Annotated in this window: 19 protein-coding genes and 2 tRNA genes; 14 read left to right on the plus strand and 7 right to left on the minus strand. The window is 60.8% G+C overall.

The window, feature by feature from the left end:
- Nucleotides 1-19: 19 nt before the first annotated feature.
- From yidC to rpmH, 4 genes are read right to left on the minus strand one after another with little or no spacing between them, the layout of a single operon-like run.
- Complete coding sequence (yidC, locus tag E3T41_RS06475) at nucleotides 20-1,003, minus strand: membrane protein insertase YidC (RefSeq protein ID WP_092448013.1); 984 nt, start codon at nucleotides 1,001-1,003, stop codon at nucleotides 20-22.
- Nucleotides 1,004-1,011: 8 nt separating this feature from the next.
- On the minus strand, nucleotides 1,012-1,323 hold the full coding sequence (yidD, locus tag E3T41_RS06480; protein WP_092448014.1) for a membrane protein insertion efficiency factor YidD: 312 nt from the start codon (nucleotides 1,321-1,323) through the stop codon (nucleotides 1,012-1,014).
- A complete protein-coding gene (gene rnpA, locus E3T41_RS06485) occupies nucleotides 1,320-1,706 on the minus strand; it encodes a ribonuclease P protein component (protein WP_092448015.1) in 387 nt (128 codons plus the stop codon). Before rnpA ends, yidD begins: the two co-directional genes overlap by 4 nt.
- 23 nt (nucleotides 1,707-1,729) lie before the next feature.
- Nucleotides 1,730-1,867, minus strand: a complete 138-nt coding sequence (gene rpmH / locus E3T41_RS06490) for a 50S ribosomal protein L34 (protein WP_010204566.1) — start codon at nucleotides 1,865-1,867, stop codon at nucleotides 1,730-1,732.
- A 420-nt stretch (nucleotides 1,868-2,287) separates the two neighbouring features.
- On the opposite strand from rpmH, the gene dnaA reads away from it, so the two are divergent.
- The 9 genes from dnaA (at nucleotide 2,288) to E3T41_RS06535 (ending at nucleotide 12,564) form a co-directional block, all read left to right on the plus strand.
- Nucleotides 2,288-3,706 carry a chromosomal replication initiator protein DnaA gene (dnaA, locus tag E3T41_RS06495; RefSeq protein WP_092448016.1) on the plus strand — a complete coding sequence of 473 codons (1,419 nt, stop codon included), beginning with the start codon at nucleotides 2,288-2,290 and terminating at the stop codon, nucleotides 3,704-3,706.
- Between the two features lie 438 nt (nucleotides 3,707-4,144).
- The gene (gene dnaN / locus E3T41_RS06500) at nucleotides 4,145-5,293 is read left to right on the plus strand and encodes a DNA polymerase III subunit beta (RefSeq protein ID WP_092448017.1); all 1,149 of its coding nucleotides are present in this window, start codon (nucleotides 4,145-4,147) and stop codon (nucleotides 5,291-5,293) included.
- A 5-nt stretch (nucleotides 5,294-5,298) separates the two neighbouring features.
- On the plus strand, nucleotides 5,299-6,468 hold the full coding sequence (gene recF, locus E3T41_RS06505; RefSeq protein ID WP_134477795.1) for a DNA replication/repair protein RecF: 1,170 nt from the start codon (nucleotides 5,299-5,301) through the stop codon (nucleotides 6,466-6,468).
- Entirely contained in the window at nucleotides 6,461-7,000 is a 540-nt protein-coding gene (locus tag E3T41_RS06510) for a DUF721 domain-containing protein (protein WP_092448019.1), read from the plus strand. The genes recF and E3T41_RS06510 overlap by 8 nt, the downstream gene beginning before the upstream one ends.
- A 121-nt stretch (nucleotides 7,001-7,121) precedes the next feature.
- Nucleotides 7,122-9,140 (plus strand): DNA topoisomerase (ATP-hydrolyzing) subunit B, encoded by a 2,019-nt coding sequence (gene gyrB / locus E3T41_RS06515; RefSeq protein WP_092448020.1) that lies wholly within the window; start codon nucleotides 7,122-7,124, stop codon nucleotides 9,138-9,140.
- Nucleotides 9,141-9,192: 52 nt separating this feature from the next.
- Nucleotides 9,193-11,820 (plus strand): DNA gyrase subunit A, encoded by a 2,628-nt coding sequence (gene gyrA / locus E3T41_RS06520; RefSeq protein ID WP_241991056.1) that lies wholly within the window; start codon nucleotides 9,193-9,195, stop codon nucleotides 11,818-11,820.
- Nucleotides 11,813-12,217 (plus strand): DUF3566 domain-containing protein, encoded by a 405-nt coding sequence (locus E3T41_RS06525; protein ID WP_092448022.1) that lies wholly within the window; start codon nucleotides 11,813-11,815, stop codon nucleotides 12,215-12,217. Before gyrA ends, E3T41_RS06525 begins: the two co-directional genes overlap by 8 nt.
- Nucleotides 12,218-12,366: 149 nt before the next feature.
- A tRNA-Ile gene (locus E3T41_RS06530) sits at nucleotides 12,367-12,440 on the plus strand.
- A gap of 51 nt (nucleotides 12,441-12,491) precedes the next feature.
- Nucleotides 12,492-12,564, plus strand: a tRNA-Ala gene (locus E3T41_RS06535).
- A gap of 181 nt (nucleotides 12,565-12,745) precedes the next feature.
- On the opposite strand, the gene E3T41_RS06540 is transcribed toward E3T41_RS06535, so the two are convergent.
- Nucleotides 12,746-13,273, minus strand: coding sequence for a hypothetical protein (locus E3T41_RS06540; RefSeq protein WP_092448023.1), 528 nt, complete (start codon nucleotides 13,271-13,273; stop codon nucleotides 12,746-12,748).
- Between the two features lie 179 nt (nucleotides 13,274-13,452).
- On the opposite strand from E3T41_RS06540, the gene E3T41_RS06545 reads away from it, so the two are divergent.
- Both E3T41_RS06545 and E3T41_RS06550 read left to right on the plus strand, forming a co-directional pair.
- Entirely contained in the window at nucleotides 13,453-13,992 is a 540-nt protein-coding gene (locus E3T41_RS06545) for a peptidylprolyl isomerase (RefSeq protein ID WP_092448024.1), read from the plus strand.
- 18 nt (nucleotides 13,993-14,010) lie between these two features.
- Nucleotides 14,011-14,856, plus strand: coding sequence for a rhomboid family intramembrane serine protease (locus tag E3T41_RS06550; protein WP_134477797.1), 846 nt, complete (start codon nucleotides 14,011-14,013; stop codon nucleotides 14,854-14,856).
- Between the two features lie 152 nt (nucleotides 14,857-15,008).
- Here E3T41_RS06550 and E3T41_RS06555 read toward each other — a convergent pair whose 3' ends face one another.
- Nucleotides 15,009-15,254 (minus strand): cell division protein CrgA, encoded by a 246-nt coding sequence (locus tag E3T41_RS06555; protein WP_092448026.1) that lies wholly within the window; start codon nucleotides 15,252-15,254, stop codon nucleotides 15,009-15,011.
- Between the two features lie 80 nt (nucleotides 15,255-15,334).
- Here E3T41_RS06555 and E3T41_RS06560 point away from each other — a divergent pair, with 80 nt between their 5' ends.
- From E3T41_RS06560 to E3T41_RS06565, 3 genes are read left to right on the plus strand one after another with little or no spacing between them, the layout of a single operon-like run.
- Complete coding sequence (locus tag E3T41_RS06560; protein WP_104132958.1) at nucleotides 15,335-16,192, plus strand: class E sortase; 858 nt, start codon at nucleotides 15,335-15,337, stop codon at nucleotides 16,190-16,192.
- A 9-nt stretch (nucleotides 16,193-16,201) separates the two neighbouring features.
- Nucleotides 16,202-16,363, plus strand: a complete 162-nt coding sequence (locus E3T41_RS17810; RefSeq protein WP_166791504.1) for a hypothetical protein — start codon at nucleotides 16,202-16,204, stop codon at nucleotides 16,361-16,363.
- Nucleotides 16,360-16,998 carry an aminodeoxychorismate/anthranilate synthase component II gene (locus tag E3T41_RS06565; protein ID WP_092448028.1) on the plus strand — a complete coding sequence of 213 codons (639 nt, stop codon included), beginning with the start codon at nucleotides 16,360-16,362 and terminating at the stop codon, nucleotides 16,996-16,998. Before E3T41_RS17810 ends, E3T41_RS06565 begins: the two co-directional genes overlap by 4 nt.
- A gap of 54 nt (nucleotides 16,999-17,052) precedes the next feature.
- Here the strand turns inward: E3T41_RS06565 and pknB are convergent, their stop codons facing one another.
- The gene (pknB, locus tag E3T41_RS06570; RefSeq protein WP_092448029.1) at nucleotides 17,053-18,747 is read right to left on the minus strand and encodes a Stk1 family PASTA domain-containing Ser/Thr kinase; all 1,695 of its coding nucleotides are present in this window, start codon (nucleotides 18,745-18,747) and stop codon (nucleotides 17,053-17,055) included.
- Nucleotides 18,748-18,791 lie beyond the last annotated feature (44 nt).

Genomic DNA, 18,791 nt, shown 5'->3' on the forward strand with positions numbered 1-18,791 from the left:
TCCGTCACGGTGATCTCCACTACTTTTTCGGGCCGGTTTGCTTCTTAGCGCGGGCCTTGCCGACCGGCTGCTGACGCTGTACCGGCTTGGCGGGCTCCTCAACCACAATGATGTCACCATCGGTCGCGATGAGCTTGCCCTTGCGGGCCATGCGCTCTTCGCGAGCTTTGGCGGCCTCACTGCCGGGCGTCGGCATGTTTCGGATCACCAGGAACTGCTGAATCATGGTCCAGAAGTTGGAGGTGAGCCAGTAGAACATGACGCCGAGCGGGAACGCGACACCGGAGAAAGCGAAGACAAGGGGGAGCAGGTAGAGCATGATGCGCTGCTGCTTGAACATGGGGCTCGCCTTGGTTTCCGGCGACATGTTCTTGGAGACGATCTGCAGCTGCGTGATGAACTGCGACGCGGTCATCAGCACGACCATGGTGGCCGCGATAATCATGACGGTGCCGTTGAAGGGGTCACCGGCCGTCCACAGCGACCACTGGGAGGCGAAGGTGTCGTGCAGGGGTGCATTTCCAAAGAGCGTGGCATTGCCGAAGCTCTCGGCGAGGCTCTGATTGAGCGGTCCGACGCCGGCCTTGGCGCGCTGGGCGTCGTTGAGCACCGAGAACAGTGCGAAGAAGATTGGCATCTGCAGCAACAGCGGCAGGCAGGAGCTCAGCGGGTTGGTACCCGTCTTCTTGTACATGGCCATGGTCTCGCGGGACATTGCCTCACGCGAGAACTGGTCCTTCTTGCCCTTGTACTTGTCCTGGATCTTCTTCAGTTGTGGGGCGACCTCGAGCATCTTGCGCTGGCTCTTGATCTGCCGCACGAAGATGGGGATGAGGGCGGCACGCACGACCAGAACGAGGCCGACGATGGACAGCACCCACGTGAGACCGTCGTCGTAGCCCAGTCCCGCGATTCCGATCTGGGAAAACAGCCAGTGGAAGGCTACGAGCAGCAGCTCGACCACCCATTTCAGAGGCCAGAGGATCGTACCTATGAGGTCCATACTGTGGGTTAGCCCTTTCCGTGGCTGGGTGCAACGACAAAACCGAACGACGTCAAACGAAAGCGACGCGTGCTTTTGAGAGGTACATCATCGATGCCGCCTTCAGACCACGGATGACAATGGCTCAGTCTCCGTGCAGCGAGGACGCTTCCCCACGCTAGTCCGTGTTCCTGAACGGCCCCCAGTGCGTAGGCCGAGCAAGACGGGTAAAACCGGCACACATCCCCGTAGAGGGGAGAAATCACGGCGCGATACACGCGAAGAATCAGCACGCCCACATTGCGCGGGAGCAGAATAATCGTCGCGAGTACGGGGGTCATCGGCCCGGGCTGCTTTTTCGCATCGGGAGGGGGCGAGACAGGGAACGTTGAACCTCGTCGTGCAGCGTCTGCCACGCGGCATCGCGCGCCGCAGGCAAAGCACGGATGACGACATCCGTTCCCGGCGTCACCGCGGGGAGCAGCTCGAACGTGACCGCCTTGAGGCGGCGGCGAACGAGATTGCGCCTCACGGCGTCACCCACATTCTTAGCGACGATGAATCCGAAGCGAACCGGGCCGACAGCATCCGTTTGAGCGGATCCGGGCCGACCGTCACTTTTGCGTATGTACAAAACGGTGTGCGCACCAACGATCCGCACACCGCGCCGAACGACGCCCTGGTAATCACTGCCGCTCGTGATGCGATTTACGTGAGCGAGCACGAGAACCTGGCGACCACGAGAACTTACGCGGAGAGTTCGGTGCGACCCTTGCGACGGCGAGCACCGAGAATGGCGCGGCCCGCACGGGTACGCATGCGCAGGCGGAAGCCGTGCACCTTGGCGCGACGGCGGTTGTTCGGCTGGAAGGTTCTCTTGCTCATAGTTCAATCTCCACGTATTTGAATCACCGCTGGCCAATTTCCCCTCGGCCAGAACAGCGGCGCGCACAGAAGTTGGAAGCCCGCGGGATGGGGTCAACTGATTAAAACTACGGCCTCGGTAACGTCTGGTCAAACTCAGCGCCCGAATCGAGTGATTCTCCACAATAATGACTCCAACGCAGAAACCGAACGTTCGGGCGCAGGAACTGCAAAATTAGCCTCCACGACCGGGATTGACTACCGTAAAGACAAGTTATCCACAGGATGGTGCCCTAAACCTGAGAATTCCACCGGTTTTATACACAAGCGGTGGATAACTTTGATCCAGTCCTGACGAACGTACCGGTACCACCCGAACGAAGGCGCGCCGGTCTTCACAGTTGAACAGAGTTATTTCGAACCACACAGATTGTAGGAACCATGGCAGACGTTGAAGCGCCGATAGCCGAAACCTGGCGGTCCGTTCTGACCTCCCTGGAGTCCGACGCCACGATTACGCCCATGCTCTACGGCTTTCTCAGTCTGGTCGAGCCGAAAGGTATCGCCGCTGGCACCTTCTATCTTGAGGTACCCAACGAGTTCACGGCCAGCATGCTCAATCAGCGGATGCGGGTTCCTCTGCTCACCGCAATGGGTCAGCTCGACGAGGCCACCGCGGTGTCGACGTTTTACGTCGTCGTGAATCCCGAACTCGAGCAGGAGTCGTTGCGCCCGGTTCAGCAGACGATGACCCCGCCCGACGTCATTACGCCGGCACCGCCGCAATCGGTGTTCGAGAGTGCTGCCCCCGCGGGGCCACACGAGACGCGACTCAACCCCAAATACAGTTTTGACAATTTCGTCATCGGGCAATCCAACCGCTTTGCTCACGCGGCCGCTGTTGCCGTGGCTGAAGCGCCGGCCAAGGCCTACAACCCGCTCTTCATTTACGGGTCGTCCGGGCTGGGCAAGACCCACCTTTTGCACGCGATCGGCCACTACGCCATGAGCCTGTATCCGGGCATCCGGGTACGTTATGTCAGTTCCGAAGAGTTCACCAACGATTTCATCAATTCCATCGCCAACAACCGTGGCTCGGCCTTTCAGGCTCGGTACCGCAATATCGACATTCTGATGATTGACGACATCCAATTTCTGCAGAACAAGGCGGAGACCCAGGAAGCCTTCTTCCATACCTTCAACACCCTGCACGACCACAACAAGCAGGTGGTCATCACGAGTGACCTGCCGCCGAAACACCTCACCGGTTTTGAAGACCGAATGCGCAGCCGCTTCGAGTGGGGTTTGATAACAGATGTCCAGGCTCCCGACCTCGAGACGCGCATCGCCATTCTGCGCAAAAAGGCCCAGAGCGAGAAGCTGCAGGTGCCCCACGACATTCTGGAGTTCATGGCGTCGAAGGTATCGTCCAACATTCGCGAACTGGAGGGAACACTGATTCGGGTCACTGCCTTCGCAAGTTTGAACAAGACTCCGGTTGACATGGACCTCGTTCAAACGGTGTTGAAGGACCTCATCACCCTGGACGAAGACAACGTCATTGCTCCAGTCGACATCATCACCAACACGGCTAATTACTTCAAGCTCTCGGTCGATGACCTGTACGGGTCGAGTCGCTCGCAGGCCATCGCCACGGCCCGCCAAATCGCCATGTACCTGTGTCGTGAGCTCACGAATCTGTCGCTGCCCAAGATTGGGCAGCTGTTCGGCAATCGGGACCATACAACAGTGATGTACGCCAATAAGAAGATCAGTGAGCTCATGAAGGAGCGACGGTCGATCTACAATCAGGTCACTGAACTAACCAACCGCATCAAGCAGGATCACCGGTACAAGTAAGCGCCAACGGCAAAATTTTCGGCCCCTCACGGCAAGCTCAGCTGAGTTTGACCCGGAGGGGTTGAATTTTTTTTAGTTTTCACACCTGTGGATAACCCTGTGGAATTAACTCACACAACCGGTCGTCGCCTGTAGAAACTCGGAGCTTCCCTGTAGAAACTTGTAATTACCAAGAGTTGCGCTTGCGCAAACGAATGACAAACTTCCACAGGTCGCCCACAAGTTACAAACGTGTAGTTCTCAGTACCTCAGCCGTTTTCACAGAGTTATCCACAGTTTCCACAACGGTTAAGAAGATTAACAAAAATTCTTTAACCAGATCTAGCCGACAACCTTGACTGCCGAAGCCACCGATGGGCCCCGGTACCGAACCGGACGGTGAAGCCAGCTAGCATTGAGGCCCAACCATCCGCTTTCGCAACGCTAAGGAATGACATCGTGAGATTTCAGGCAAATCGGGATGTCTTCAGCGAAGCAGTTTCCTTCGCCGTAAAACTTCTACCCCAGCGAACGACCCTGCCAATCCTCAGCGGTGTGCTCATCGAAGCCACGGCAACGGGCCTGATACTCTCGTCCTTCGACTACGAAGTCTCCGCCCAGACCGAGATCATCGCCGAAGTTGAAGAAACCGGCAAAATACTCGTCTCCGGACGTCTTCTGGCCGAGATCGCCAGCCGCCTGCCCAACGCGCCAGTACGTTTTTCCACGGAAAATTCCCGGATCAAGGTCAGTTGTGGTTCGGCGAGCTTCACCTTGCTGTCTATGCCGGTTGAGGAATATCCCAGCATTCCGCAGGTGAGCACCCAGTCCGGTCTGGTGCCCGCCGAAGAATTTGCCGCCGCAGTAGCCCAGGTGGCCGTCGCCGCTTCCCGTGATGATGTCACGCCCGTCATCACGGGCGTGCAGCTGGAAATAACCGAAAACAGCCTGAGCCTCGTTGCCACCGACCGTTACCGTGTGGCCGTTCGCGAAATCGACTGGGACCACGGAAGCAACACCACCGAGGGAACGATTACGGCCCTGGTGCCGGCTCGAACCCTGCAGGAAGTCGGCAAGACCTTCGGCCACAGCGGAACCATTTCGGTGTCGATCACCAACAATGACGACCGCGAACTGATTGCCTTCACCGCCAACAAGAAAACCGTCACATCACTGCTGATCAAAGGCAACTTTCCTCCGGTGCGTCGGTTGTTCCCCGAAACGGTCGACAACTACGCGGTCATGAACACAGCCGAGCTGATCGAGGCAACGCGCCGCGTGCAGCTCGTGCTTGAGCGTGAAGCAGCCCTGCGTTTCACCTTCGCCGCTGACGGAGTCACCCTGGAAGCGGTCGGTTCCGAACAGGCCCAGGCCTCGGAGACCATCGACGCGATTCTCTCCGGGACCGAGACGATCGTGTCGCTCAAGCCGCAGTTCCTCCTCGACGGACTCAGCGCAGTGCACTCGGAATTCGTGCGCATCTCATTCACGAAGACGGAAAACCCGAATAAGCCCGGTCCCGTTCTGATTACCAGCCAGACGTCGCGCGAGCAGGCCGGAGCGGACAGCTACAAGTACCTGCTCCAGCCCAACCTGCTGCTGCGCTAACGACGGTGCGGGTCACCCACCTCTCGCTCACCGACTTTCGCAACTACACGACGGCCGAGGTTTCATTCAACGCCGGGCCTAACCTCATCGTCGGACGTAATGGTCAAGGAAAAACGAACCTGGTCGAAGCCCTCGGTTTTCTCAGTACGCTCGGCTCGCATCGGGTCTCGACCGATAAGGCCATGATTCGGGCTGGGCAGGACGCCGGAATCATCCGGGCGCGACTCGAGTACAACGGTCGTGACATCTTGGCCGAGGTACAACTCAACCGCACCGGACAGAATCGAGCGCAGGTCAATCGCTCGGTGATCAAGACCCGTGACCTGCCCCGTTATTTCTCCAGTGTGGTGTTCGCCCCGGAGGACCTCGCGCTCGTGCGCGGAGATCCCTCTGGTCGGCGTAAGTTTCTCGATCAACTTTTGGTGTTGCGGACCCCGCGGCTGGCCGCGGTTCTCAGCGATTACGACCGCGTGCTCAAACAGCGCAATACCCTGCTCAAGTCGGCGCGCTCTTCCGGTCTCCGCGGAAATAAGCTGTCCACCCTCGATATCTGGGACGAACGACTCGTCGAGTTCGGCTCAGAAATTATCGACGAGCGGGCCAAACTCGTGTATCTGCTCGGAGATCCTTTGCGCGCGGCCTATCGGGCCGTTGTGAATGAAGACCATGGGCCTGCCTTGGTGGCAAGTTTGAGCATTCTCGGCGCCGATGAAGACGTCGGCGGGGCTGCGCTCGGCGGCATCGGCTCGGCGGCCGGACCGGGTTCGGTGGAATCCTCCACCACTGAGATCTTTCGTACCGCCATGGTAGGACTCCGCAAACGTGAACTCGAACGCGGTATAACCCTCGCTGGCCCGCACCGGGACGACCTCGTCTTCATGCTCAACGAGCTGCCGGCCAAGGGCTACGCGAGTCATGGGGAATCGTGGTCGTTCGCGCTGTCGCTGAAATTGGCATCCGCTCAGCTATTACGCCAGGATTCAGCGAGCGGGGATCCAGTGCTGATTCTCGACGACGTATTCGCAGAGCTGGATTTGGACCGCCGAGCCCGACTGGCCGCGGCGATCGGGTCTTTTGAGCAGGTTCTGATCACGGCCGCCGTACTGGAAGACGTTCCCCAGGCGCTGGTGGCGCACACCATCCACATTCACGCCGGCGCGGTCATCGATGGCTGACCAGAATGTTCCACGTGAAACACCAGAGAGCAGTGATTCACTGGAATCCAATGCCAGTGAAGCCAGCCAGGTTTACCTACGATTCAAGAGTATCTTTGGCGATCCGAACGCACGCCGTACCCGCGGACGCAAGCGCATCGCCCCGGCCGCCGGTTCGAGTGTGCCCTTTGGAATTGGACGCGATCCGCGTGGCCTCGGCGACACCATCAACTCGCTCACCATGCAACTCGGCTGGAATTCACCACTGGCTCAATCGGAACTGCTTGCTTCATGGATGCTGCTGGCCGGTGAAGAAACCGCCAAGCATTCCACCCCGGCGGGCATCGATGACGGCGTACTCACGGTGCACTGCGAGTCGACTGCCTGGGCGACACAGCTACGTCTGATGCGGAACGTCATCATGGAACACATCGCGACCCGCTACCCAGATGCCGGCATCCAATCGATTCGTTTCCAGGGGCCCAACGCCCCATCCTGGAAAAAGGGTCCCAGATCAATTCCAGGGCGTGGTCCACGCGATACCTACGGGTGATCCAGCAAATAAGGTCACCCCCTTGAACAAAAGGCGTCAAACGGCGATTATGGCCGGTTGGTCTCGCCTCATTTGGTAGACTGAATGGTCGCCCGTGCGATGGTCAGGAGCCTATTTTCAGATGACAGTTGAACCGACGCCCGAACGCACGTCCCCAGATATATCCCCAATAGTGGCGGAGCGGGAGCCGGAGCACGAATACGGTGCAGACGATATCCAGGTCCTCGAGGGGCTGGAAGCCGTTCGAAAGCGACCCGGTATGTATATCGGATCCACCGGACCGCGCGGACTGCACCACCTGGTCTATGAGATCGTTGACAACTCCGTCGACGAAGCCCTGGCGGGGCACTGCGACACGATTGATATTCGCATTCTGGCCGACGGCGCTATTCGCGTCGAAGACAACGGTCGCGGAATCCCCGTCGACATTCACAAGGCAGAGGGCCGTTCGACCGTTGAGGTTGTCCTGACTGTGCTGCACGCCGGTGGAAAGTTCGGCGGCGGCGGTTATTCCGTTTCCGGTGGACTGCACGGTGTCGGCAGCTCCGTGGTGAACGCCCTGTCGAGCCGCCTCGAGGTCGAGGTTCGTCGCCAGGGATTCATTTGGCGTCAGAGTTTCGCCAACGGTGTCCCCAACGCTCCCCTGGAACAGGGCGAAGCGAACGACGAAACCGGCACCACCATTACCTTCTGGCCGAGCGCTGAGACCTTCGAGACGATCGATTTCGATTACGAAACGCTGCGCGCTCGTTTTCAGCAGATGGGTTTTTTGAACAAGGGCCTGCGTCTCACCCTCACCGACGAGCGTGAAGCCCACCGCGATGACGACGGCACGGTCGTTAGTAACACCTTCAAGTACGATCAGGGACTCGTCGACTACGTCGAGTACCTCAACCGTGCCAAAAAGGCTGACCTCGTCAACGAAGAGATCATCTCGTTCGAGTGGGAAGACCACGAACGTAAGATGGCGCTGGAAGTGGCCATGCAATGGACCACGGCCTACACCGAGAGCGTGCACACCTACGCGAATACGATCAACACCCACGAGGGCGGCACCCACGAAGAAGGTTTTCGCGCCGCGCTGACCACACTCGTGAACAAGTACGCCCGCGAAAAGGGCATCCTGAAAGAAAAGGATGACAACCTCACCGGCGATGACGTGCGTGAAGGATTGACCGCGGTCGTGTCGATCAAGCTCGCCGAACCGCAGTTCGAAGGCCAGACCAAGACCAAACTCGGCAACACCGAGGCGAAGTCGTTCGTACAAAAGGTCGCCAACGATCAGCTCACCGACTGGTTCAACCGCAACCCGAACCCGGCCCGCGAAATTATTCGTAAGTCCTTACAGGCATCGAACGCTCGTATGGCGGCCCGCAAAGCTCGGGAAACCGCTCGTCGCAAGGGACTGCTCGAGGGCGGCGGCATGCCGGGCAAACTCAAGGATTGCCAGAGCAAGGACCCCTCCTTGTCCGAGATCTTCATCGTCGAGGGCGATTCGGCCGGCGGCTCCGCCGTTCAGGGGCGCAACCCGGAGTTCCAGGCGATCTTGCCGCTGCGCGGCAAGATCCTCAACGTCGAAAAGGCTCGCCTCGACCGTGCCCTCGGTAACGCAGAGGTTCAGGCCATGATCACGGCCTTCGGTGCTGGGATGGGCGAAGAATTCAACCCGGACAAGGTTCGGTACCACAAGATCGTGTTAATGGCCGACGCCGATGTCGACGGCCAGCACATCACGACCCTGCTGCTGACACTGCTGTTCCGATACATGCGTCCGCTGATCGACCTCGGCTACGTCTATCTGGCCCAGCCGCCGCTGTACCGGCTCAAGTGGACCAACTCGCCGCACGAATACGTGTACTCCGATGCCGAGCGCGACGCCCTCCTTGCCGATGGCGCGGCCTCGGGCAAGCGGATCCCGAAGGACAACGGCATTCAGCGCTACAAGGGCCTCGGCGAGATGGACTACAAGGAGCTGTGGGAAACCACGATGGCTCCTGAATCCCGCACCCTGCTGCAGGTCACCCTGGATGATGCGGCATCCGCCGACGAAATCTTCTCCACCCTGATGGGTGAAGACGTCGAATCCCGACGCAACTTCATCCAGAAAAACGCGAAGGACGTGCGTTTCCTTGACATCTGATGACACCACGGGCAACTCCGACTCGAATACGCCCGAAGCAGTGACCCCTGAACTGAGTGCAGCGAACGCGGCTGCGGCTGCGGCCCACCTCGTGCAGCACGGCAAGATCGACCAGGTCGACCTGCAGCTGGAAATGCAGCGCTCCTACCTCGACTACGCGATGAGCGTCATCGTCGGGCGTGCGCTGCCTGACGTGCGCGACGGTATGAAGCCGGTGCACCGTCGGGTGATCTACGCCATGTTCGACGGCGGCTACCGCCCGGACAAGGCGTTCTCCAAGTGCGCCCGCGTCGTCGGTGACGTGATGGGACAGTTCCACCCGCACGGTGACTCGTCGATCTACGACGCGCTCGTGCGTCTGGTTCAGCCGTGGAGTCTGCGGTATCCGCTCGCCCTGGGCCAGGGAAACTTCGGTTCCCCCGGCAATGACGGCGCAGCAGCCCCGCGGTACACCGAAACCAAGATGGCGCCGCTCGCCCTCGAAATGGTGCGCGACATCGACGAAGACACCGTCGATTTTCAGGACAACTACGATGGCCGCACGCTCGAGCCGACCGTGCTGCCGGCCCGCTTTCCGAACCTGCTGGTCAACGGCTCGGTCGGAATCGCCGTCGGTATGGCCACCAATATTCCGCCGCACAACCTGCGCGAGGTCGCCGCCGGCGCCCAGTGGTACCTTGACAACCCCGACGCCACCCGCGACGAGCTGCTCGAAGCGCTGATTTCGCGCATCAAGGGACCTGATTTTCCTACCGGCGCTCAAATCCTCGGCACCAAGGGTATTCAGGACGCCTACCGCACCGGGCGTGGTTCGATCACGATGCGTGCCGTGGTCAGCATCGAAGAGTTGCAGGGTCGCACCTGCCTCGTAATTACCGAGCTGCCCTACCAGGTGAACCCCGACAACCTCGCGATCAAGATCGCCGATCTGGTCAAGGACGCCAAAGTAGCCGGCATCGCCGACATTCGGGATGAGACGTCTGGTCGCACCGGCCAGCGCCTCGTTATCGTGCTCAAGCGCGACGCCGTCGCGAAGGTTGTGCTGAACAACCTTTACAAGCACACTCAGCTGCAGGAAAATTTCGGCGCCAATATGCTGGCCATCGTCGACGGCGTGCCGCGCACGCTCGCCCTCGACGGTTTTATCTCGGCTTGGGTCGCGCACCAGATCGAGGTCATCGTTCGGCGCACCCAATTCCGCTTGAACAAGGCCGAAGCGGATGCCCACATTCTGCGCGGCTATCTCAAGGCGCTGGACGCTCTCGATGAGGTTATCGCTCTCATTCGTCGGTCGAATACGGTCGACGACGCTCGCGAAGGCCTGATGGCTCTGCTCGACGTGGACAAGCTTCAGGCCGACGCGATTCTCACCATGCAGTTGCGCCGCCTGGCAGCCCTCGAGCGCCAGAAGATTATCGACCAGGCCGCCGAACTCGAAGTGCAGATCGCCGAATTCAAGTCGATCTTGGCCAGCCCCGAGCGTCAGCGCACGATCATCAGCGAAGAACTCGCCGAGATCACCGCGAAGTTCGGTGACGACCGCCGCACCGAAATCATGTTCGGTTTCGACGGCGATATGTCGATCGAGGATCTCATCCCCGAAGAGGAGATGGTGGTCACCGTCACCCGCGGCGGCTACATCAAGCGCACCCGGAGCGATAACTACCGCAACCAGCACCGAGGTGGCAAGGGCGTCAAGGGCGCTCAACTGCGCGCCGACGACGTGGTCGAACACTTCTTCGTGACCACGACACACCACTGGCTGTTGTTCTTCACCAACACCGGTCGGGTCTACCGGGCCAAGGCGTACGAGGCGCAGGAATCCGGTCGCGATGCCAAGGGCCAGCACGTTGCCAACCTGCTCGCGCTGCAGCCGGGCGAGGAAATCGCACAGATTCTCGACATTCGTGACTACGGGGTTGCCCAATATCTGACCCTCGCCACCCGCGATGGACTGATCAAGAAGACCGCGCTTAGTGAATACGACACTAACCGCACCGGCGGCATCATCGCGATCAAGCTGCGTGAGGGCGACGAGCTCGTCTCTGCCCTGCTGGTCGAAGATGATTCCGACCTGCTGCTGGTATCCCGCAAGGGCATGTCGATTCGCTTCACCGCCACCGACGAAGCGCTGCGCCCGATGGGTCGCAGCACGTCCGGCGTGATCGGAATGCACTTCCGCGGTGAGGATACGCTGCTGGACGCATCCGTTATCAATGATGACGGCTACGTCTTCGTCGTCACCGAGGGGGGCTACGCCAAGCGCACCGCGGCAGACCAGTATCGGCTGCAGAATCGTGGCGGCCTGGGCATTAAGGTGGCCAAGCTCAACGACGATCGCGGCGATCTGGTCGGCTCGTTGATCGTGAATCCCGAGGACGAGGTCCTTGTGGTACTTGCCAGTGGCAAGGTGGTACGCTCTGACGTCGCCGAGGTTCCGGCCAAGGGTCGGGACACAATGGGTGTTGTTTTCGCAAAGTTTGCGAATGAAGACAGAATCATTTCCATCGCGAAAAACATTGAACGTAATCTGGTCGCCACGGATGAAAAAACCGATGAAATCACCGACGAAGAAGATGTGACGGATGCCGATCTACCAGCTGGTGCGGTCGACAGCAGTGCTGCAGACGGCGCTGTTCCTCACGCGGATTCAGGGAAAGTAGAGACACCGAATGAGTAGCGTCGCCGAAAAGCTCGCCAAGAAGTCCACTCGTAAGACCACAAGCAAGCAGGTTCGACTCAAACTGGTCTACGTCGACTTCTGGTCGAGCGTGAAACTGTCGTTCTTGGTGGCGGTGTGCCTGGCGATCGTCACCATCGTCGCTACCTTCCTCACCTACACCGTGCTCGTGCAGACCGAGGTACTGACCAGTGTCGATGAGCTGTACGCCACCGTGGCGGGAGAATCGGCCGACCTGGCCGCCATTCTCTCGATCGGCAACGTTATGGGCTTCGCGGTCGTTGTGGCCGTGCTGAACCTGGTCGTGATCACCGCACTCGGCGCCATCTATGCCGTTCTGTACAACCTGAGCGTCAAAATTACCGGCGGTCTGCTCGTCGGCTTCACCAACAACTAAGCTGCAGTCAAGCCTTTGTAGGCACGATCGAGGGCTGTTTCTCCGCGGAAATAGCCCTCACGCCCGAATTTGGGTAAATCCGCCGCACCGCGGCGTGACTCGATTTCAGGTTCCGGCCAGATTCCGATAGTCTTCAATCTGCCCAACAGGGGGATATAGCTCAGTTGGTTAGAGCGCTTCACTGATAATGAAGAGGTCCCAGGTTCAAATCCCGGTATCCCCACGCAGCACCAGATTCATCAGTTCTCACTCGCTATAAATAGGGTGAGAAAGCGGGGCCATAGCTCAATTGGTAGAGCGCCTGCTTTGCAAGCAGGAGGTCCGGGGTTCGATTCCCCGTGGCTCCACAATTCAAGGCTCGTCTACGGATGGGCCTTTTCTTGTACTTCCGGGGATTTTTCCCTACCAGGACTGGGCATCCGCTTAGCCGGCGTCGCGGCGGCGGTCACTGCGGGCCGCTACGGCCGTTAACGCGGCAGGGCCCGCATCCACTGGATGCGGGCCCTGCAAGCGGGTGGTGCTGCGGCGCTAGTCTTCCTGCGACGTGGCCGGTTCAGCCTCGTCATCGGCAACCCAGAGCTCGTCGTCGGCGCGGAACGTCTGCCAGACGGCGTAGGCGACGCCTGCAGCGGCGACGACGGCCAGACCGAGGGCGAAGTACGTTCCCGCCCCCACGCCCTTAGGTTCGACCACGACGGGCTTCTGTAAGCGGATGCGGCCCAGCGCGGCCCGCACGCGGGCGTCGCGCGCGACGTCGCCGACCGACAAAACCGTGCCGATGGCGGTACCGATGCCGGGAAGGACATCGTTCACCACGCGGCGTCGAACGCCGTCGGCGGCTTCCTGGGTGGCGTTCACGCCCGGGCGAACGTAGTGGTCGTAGCTCTCGCGAACGCGCGGAGCAACTTCTTCACGGGCGAGGACGCCGGCCTGGTGACCGGCCTGGCGAGCCAGCACGTTAGCGCGCTCCAATACCTCTTGTTGGTGGCTCCATAGTTCGTCTGCGCTTTTGCGCAGCCGAGTGAGTTCCTTGCGGCGCTTGCGTGACAGGCTCATCTGGACCCTCCATCGATGTCGTGTGTGGCGAATGTGTGTCTATCTTGCCACTGAGTGCCCATCTTGCCACTGAAACCTTGGCGCGCAATCGATGTCTTGCCAGCGAATGCACTGGGAACGCACCGGAAGCACACGGGGTCGAGCAGGGTGGGCGACGGTTGCTGTGCAAGAATCGGTGTATGTCTAAGCACACCGCTGTCGCCACCCTGAACACCACACTCGGACCGATCAAGGTCAATCTCTTCGGTAATCACGCGCCGAAGACGGTCAAGAACTTCGTCGGCCTCGCGACCGGCGAGATCGAGTGGAAGCACCCCGCCACGGGCGTCGCCTCCACCACGCCGCTTTACGACGGCACCGTTTTTCACCGCATTATCAAGGACTTCATGATCCAGGCCGGCGACCCGCTCGGCCAGGGTACCGGCGGTCCTGGCTACCAGTTCGACGATGAAATCAGCCCCGACCTCGACTTCACCCAGCCCTACGTGCTCGCAATGGCGAACGCGGGAATCCAGGGTGGTCACGGAACCAACGGCTCGCAGTTCTTCATCACCGTCGTGCCGACCACCTGGCTGCAGGGCAAGCACACCATCTTCGGTGCCGTTGAAGACGAGGACAGCCGCGCAATCGTCGCGAAGCTCGCGACCGTCGCCACCGATGGTCGCGACCGCCCGCTGGAAGACGTCATCATCCAGAGCGTCTCCGTCGAATCCGTCTAACCCGTATTTCAGACCAAAATGAGTGATCTGCCGGCCTCGGCGGCGAATTTTTGCTACCGCCATCCGGGGCGGCAGAGCTTCATTCTGTGTCAGCGCTGCGGGCGCACCATCTGCGCCGAGTGCCAGACCCAGGCTGCCGTGGGCGTTATCTGCCCCGAATGCATGAAACTGCAGCGCAAGAACGCACCCCGCATCAAACCCGCCGTGCTCACCCGGCTGACCGGGAGCGGTCAGCCCACGGTGACCTACGCGCTCATCGCGATTACCGTCCTCGTCTTCATCCTGCAATGGATCCCCGGTCTCGGGATCACCCAACGATTCGCCTACGCGCCAGCCCTCACCCTCATTGAGCCATGGCGCATGCTCACCAGTGTTTTTCTGCACTCGCAAGGTGGCCTGCCGTTTCACGTGCTGCTCAACATGTACGTGCTCTGGATCTTCGGTCCGATGCTCGAGGGGATGCTCGGCCGTGGTCGTTTCCTGGCGCTGTATCTGATCAGCGGTTTCGCCGGGTCGATCGGTGTTCTGGTGCTGGCTGCTCCCTACACCTACGTCGTCGGGGCATCAGGGGCCCTGTTCGGGCTCATGGGTGCCTTCCTGGTCATTCAGCGCGGTCTTGGCGGAAATTCGAAGCAGCTGCTGGTTCTGCTCGGCATCAACGTGGTCGTGAGCTTCATTCCGGGGATCGCCTGGCAGGCTCACTTCGGCGGCATAATCGGGGGCGCACTCATCGGGTTCGTTCTCATGCGTACCCGGCGACCGGCACAAAAGGGGCTGCAGATCGTCTTGATCGCGGGCGTCGCCGCTCTCCTCGTGGTGATCGGAGTCCTCAAAATTGTGAGCCTGCTCGCCCCGATCAGCTAACCACCCGGTGCACCGGGAAGTTATCCACAGGTCTATCCACATGGGGATAATTACACCGGTGTCATTACCCGCACTGCTGGATTCCGGCAGCCGGGCAGCATCCGCTTAATGACCGTTGCGTGGGCGGTTCGTGACTCGGCGGTGCGGCCGAACTAGCGCCAGCGCGTGGTCATCAGAAAGCCGATGAATGCGATTCCGAAGCCGACCAGAATATTCATGGCGCCGAGACCCGCGATGGGAAGCTGGCTGCCACTGACGTAAAACACGATGATCCAGGCCAGGCCGAGCAGCATAAAGCCGAACATGACCGGCTTGAACCAGACGGCGTTGGGCGCGTCCTCGTTCGAGCGGGCAACTTCGGTGCGGGCGGGCTTGGTGCGAGAATTCTTACGTGCCATGCTGCGATCCTAGCGTCTCCGCCTGTTTTCGTGGCTTTGACGCGGGGGCAGCGCACAACTCTGGTCAGTAGACTTGTTATATGTGTCCACAGGCAGACGATCGCACCGCGCCGGTGCCCGATGGGTCGGAGTCGCCCGGCGCTGGCACCAAACGTCGGCACCGCTCAAGTACAGCCCCGTCCGCCAAGGTCACACTCCTGGGCGTGCTCGGTGAACTGCTGATCACGGCCAGTGCACTCGTGCTGCTATTTCTGGGCTGGCAGCTGTGGTGGAATGACATGATCATGGCCAATTCGCAGTCCTCGGCTGCGAGTGAGATCAGCCAGGACTGGATCGCCCAGGACACGTCGCCGACGTTCCCCGAAGCGACGGCTGATCCGACGGAACCGGACGCAGCCCGCGTAGCGGTGGACTACGGCGAGCCCGTCGTTGCCGCTGCACCCGGCAATGCCACGGCGTTCGCGGTTTTGTATGTGCCTCGTTTCGGTGCCGACTACCACCGCAGCATTGCCGAAGGCACCGGCCATGACGTCTTGAACAGCAACCGTTTGGGCATCGGACATTACGCTGGCACTCAGATGCCCGGCGAAGTCGGAAACTTCGCGATTGCCGCGCACCGCAGCGCCTTCGGCGGTGGCATGCACCTGATCAACGAGCTGCAACTCGGCGACGCCATCTACGTGCAGACGGCCGACGGCTATTACACCTACCGGTACCGCGATACCGAGTACGTGGCACCGTCGCAGGTGCAGGTACTGGCATCCGTTCCCAACTATCCGGACGGAACCCCGGTCGACCGCATCATCACGCTCACCAGTTGCAATCCGCTGTACTCCACCGCAGAACGTATCATCGCCTACGGCGTGCTTGAGTCGTGGCAGCCACTTTCGGCCGGCGCTCCCACCGAGCTCGCACCGATCATCGCCGCTCAAGGCTAGGAGGCTCTTATGTACGCAGCACTGTGGCGTGTTCTACCCGGACCGATCTGGGTGCGCATCATTCTGGTCCTGATTTTGCTGGTGGCTGTACTGGCCGTGCTGGCCTACTGGGTGTATCCGTGGATCGATGGAATTCTGAGCAGCGAGGAAGCGACGGTAGACGGCCCATGACCCGAATTCTGGTTATCGATAATTATGACAGCTTCGTCTATACCCTCAACGGGTATCTGATGGAGCTCGGCGCGGACACCGACGTTGTGCGCAACGATTCCTTCGAGCAGACCGATGCAGCCGCTCGGATTGCCGACTACGACGGCGTGCTCGTTTCGCCGGGCCCCGGGAAGCCCTCAGACGCCGGTGTGTCCATCGCCGTCGTAGAGGCCGCGCTGGCGGCCAACCTGCCCCTGTTCGGCGTCTGCCTCGGCCATCAGGCCATCGCCGAGGCCTTCGGGGCCACGGTGACCAATGCTGAAGAACTCATGCATGGCAAAACCTCACTCATCACGCATGACGGCAGCGATTTCTATGAGGGTGTGCCGCAACCGTTCACAGCAACGCGCTACCATTCCCTCGCCGTCGTTGCGTCGACCGTGCCGAGTGACCTGATCGTCACGTCGCGCACGCCGGGCGGGGTCATCATGGGATTGCGGCACCTAACCGCTCCTATTTTGGGCGTGCAGTTTCACCCGGAGTCGGTCCTGACCGAGGGCGGCTACCGGATGCTGGGCAACTGGCTCGCCCTGGCCGGCCTTTCGTCTGCCCAGGAGACCGCGAAGGGCCTGCACCCGCTGTTGCGCCTGAGCTAACTTCGCGCTTGGCTGTGGGTGGGAACCGGGCCCGGTGCAGACAGGGCGGTGCGGCTAGGAGCGGGCGCAGTAGGTCAGCTCGATCTCGGAGCGCTGGGGGACGTCTCCGGGGGCCAGTGACTGCGCTTTAATCGGGGAGCCGGACTCCTGGTCACAGGTGTAATCAGGCTTGGAACTCGGCGTGAGTCCGTCGGCGCTGACCAGATCGATCGCGGCAACCAGAGACTGGCCGGTGAGGTCTCCGAGGGTGACCAGGCCGCTCGACACGATGTAGTTGATGGTATCGCCGGCGAATTCGGAAGACGCCGCGGGCGGATCGGTGCGCAGAACGATATCGGCCGCCACGGTCGGGGAGTTTTCGGTGGTGACCGACCCGGAAACGAAACCGAGCGCTTCGATCGCGGCCTGGGCATCCGTTATGGGCTGATTGGTGACATCGGGAACCGCGACGGGCACCGGACCGGTAGAGACGAAGACCTTGATCACGTCGGAGGGATTGACGATGGTATCGGCCGGAGGATCCGTGCGAATAACCTGGTCGGCCGGCACTGTCGTGCTCGACTCTTCGGCACGCGTGGCCGCGAGGTCGAGGTCGAGGAGAGTATTTTGGGCGTCGTCATAGGTTTGCCCGGTGAGTGCGGGAATCTGGCGCGAACTGTCGGGCAGTTCCACTGAAGGCTGCAGATTGGCCACCCAGATCATGACCGCGACGACGATGACCACGACGCAGACGATTCCGGCCCAGACCCAGATCACCGGGGGACGACGCTGGGTGCGCACCATCGTCTGGTCTTCGGACAACTGTTTGAGGGCCAGCGCCGAACCGGTGATCGCCGTGGGCGCAGCCCCGAACAGGCCGGCACCAACCTCGTCGCCGGCCCGGTGAACGGGAATCTGGCCGGATCCGGCGGTCTCGACATCATTGCGAAACTCGACGGCGCTTTGATAGCGGGCGAAGCGGTCCTTGGCCAGGGCATGCAGCACGACCGAGTCCAGGGCCGGTGACACCTTGGGATTGAGCGCTGAGGGTTTCGCCGGCAGTTCGCTGACGTGTTGGTAGGCGACGGCCACGGGCGTGTCACCGCGGAACGGCGGCCGCCCGGTGAGCATCTCGAACAGCACCACGCCCGTGGAATACAGATCGGTGCGCGCATCGACGGACTCACCCTTGGCCTGCTCCGGCGAGAAATAGGCGGCGGTACCGAGGATGGCGGTGGTCTGCGCGACGGTCGTGGCCGAGTCGGAGATGGCACGGGCGATGCCGAAATCCATCACCTTGACCTGTCCGGACTTGGTGATCATGATGTTGCCGGGCTTGATGTCGCGGTGCACCACACCGGCGCGATGCGAGTATTCCAGCGCGGTCAGGACCCCATCGATGATGCGTACGGCCTCGGTCGCTTCGATCGGGCCCTCACGAATGATGTCCTTGAGCAGCCGACCGTCGACGTGTTCCATGACGATGAACGGAACCTGGGAATCGTGTCCGGCATCGTCGGTGACGGTCTCCTCGCCGGCATCGAACACCCGCACGATGGTCGGGTGGGCCATGCGAGCTGCGGCCTGGGCCTCTTGCCGAAACCGGGTGCGAAAGGCCGGGTCGGAGGCCAGGCTCGACTTGAGTAGCTTGATGGCCACCGTGCGACCGAGCCGGGAATCGGTGCCTACATGTACGTCGGACATGCCGCCACGGCCCAGGAGCGCCCCGACACGATAGCGGCCCGCGATCAAACGGCCAGAGTCAGGCACGAGCGCACTCCCCCACAATAAAACGGATGCCCGGGTTAGGCACA

The organism is Cryobacterium sp. Hh38, assembly GCF_004403235.1.
Lineage (GTDB): Bacteria > Actinomycetota > Actinomycetes > Actinomycetales > Microbacteriaceae > Cryobacterium > Cryobacterium levicorallinum.